This window comes from Nocardioides sp. NPDC059952 (assembly GCF_042730435.1).
Lineage (GTDB): Bacteria > Actinomycetota > Actinomycetes > Propionibacteriales > Nocardioidaceae > Nocardioides.
This window is the reverse complement of sequence record NZ_JBHWLY010000152.1, coordinates 1-1,605: the sequence shown is the minus strand read 5'-3', so window position 1 is coordinate 1,605 and position 1,605 is coordinate 1. Positions and strand designations below refer to the sequence as shown.

Annotated in this window: 2 protein-coding genes; both read left to right on the top strand. The window is 70.5% G+C overall.

Annotated features, from left to right (window positions below):
• Positions 1-71 precede the first annotated feature (71 nt).
• Positions 72-1,319, top strand: a complete 1,248-nt coding sequence (gene xseA, locus ACFV9G_RS29825; RefSeq protein ID WP_378733096.1) for an exodeoxyribonuclease VII large subunit — start codon at positions 72-74, stop codon at positions 1,317-1,319.
• Positions 1,312-1,512: an exodeoxyribonuclease VII small subunit gene (locus ACFV9G_RS29820; RefSeq protein ID WP_378733094.1), complete on the top strand. Its 201-nt coding sequence runs from the start codon at positions 1,312-1,314 to the stop codon at positions 1,510-1,512. Before xseA ends, ACFV9G_RS29820 begins: the two co-directional genes overlap by 8 nt.
• Positions 1,513-1,605: the final 93 nt, after the last annotated feature.

The window sequence follows — 1,605 nt, the reverse complement described above, 5'->3', positions numbered from 1 at the left end:
ACAAAAGACAACAACACACCTAAGGTATATGGGTCAGGATGAGCCGACTCGGCGGCATTAGGGTGGCAGCCATGGCGTTGGACACCTCCCCCGAGTCGCCCGCTCCGGTGCGGCAGATCGCGAACGCGATCGGCGGCTGGATCGACAAGCTCGGTGCGGTCTGGGTGGAGGGGCAGGTGGCCCAGCTGAGCCGGCGGCCGGGGATGCAGACCGTCTTCCTGACCCTGCGCGACTCGGTGGCCGACATCTCGGTGCCCGTGACATGCACCAGGTTCCTGCTCGACAGCCTCAGTCCGCCGCTGGTCGAGGGCGCCTCGGTGATCATCCACGCGAAGCCGTCCTACTACGCCAACCGCGGCACCCTGTCGCTGCAGGCCCGCGACATCCGTCCGGTCGGGCTCGGTGAGCTGCTCGCCCGGCTCGAGCAGCGCCGGCAGCTGCTGGCTGCCGAGGGGCTCTTCGCCGCCGAGCTCAAGCGGCCGCTCCCCTTCCTGCCGACCAAGGTCGGGCTCCTCACCGCGGCCAACTCCGCGGCCGAGCGGGACGTGCTCGAGAACGCGAAGCGACGGTGGCCGCAGGTGCGGTTCGAGGTGGCGTACGCCGCGATGCAGGGGGCCCGCAGCGCTGCCGACGTCGTCGAGAAGCTGCAGCGGCTCGACCGCGACCCCGAGGTCGACGTGATCGTCATCGCCCGCGGCGGTGGTTCGGTGGAGGACCTGCTGCCGTTCTCCGACGAGCACCTGATCCGCGCGGTGCACGCCGCTCGCACCCCGGTCGTCTCCGCGATCGGCCACGAGCCCGACTCGCCGCTGCTGGACCTTGCCGCCGACGTACGTGCCTCGACCCCGACCGATGCGGCCAAGCTCGTCGTACCCGACGTGGTCGAGGAGCAGCGGATCGTCGCGACCGGACGCGACCGGCTCCGCGGCGGGATCGCCGCGCTGATCCACCGCGAGCAGACGCTCCTGGACGCGTTGCGCTCGCGGCCGGTGCTGGCCGACCCGCGCTCGCTGATCGACGCCCGGCGCGACGAGGTCACCTCGCTGCGCGACCGCGCCCGCCGCACCGTCGGCCATGCCCTCGACCGGGCCGCCGACGACATCGGCCACCATCGTGCCCGCGCTCGCGCGCTCTCACCCCTGGAGACGCTGAGACGGGGGTACGCCGTCGCCCAGGATGCCGACGGACACGTGCTCACCAGCGTCGCCGACGCCACCGAGGGCGCCGCGGTCAGCATCCGCCTCGCCGACGGCCGCCTGACGACAACCATCACCTCGATCGAGAAAACTGAGCCCACCAAGGATGTAGCCGATGACTGATGACGACAAGAACCTGTCCTATGAGCAGGCCCGCGAGGAGCTGGTCGAGGTCGTCCGCAAGCTCGAGACCGGCGGCATCACTCTCGAGGAGTCCCTGGCTCTGTGGGAGCGTGGCGAGAAGCTGGCCACCCTGTGCCAGGAGTGGCTCGACGGCGCCAGGAAGAAGATCGACGCCGCCATCGCCGACGACTGACTCACCCCGCTGGTCGAGCCGCGAGCGCCAGCGAGCGTGTCGAGACCAACACGGTCACCTCCGCGCTCGATGGGACCGTGTTGGTCTCGACAC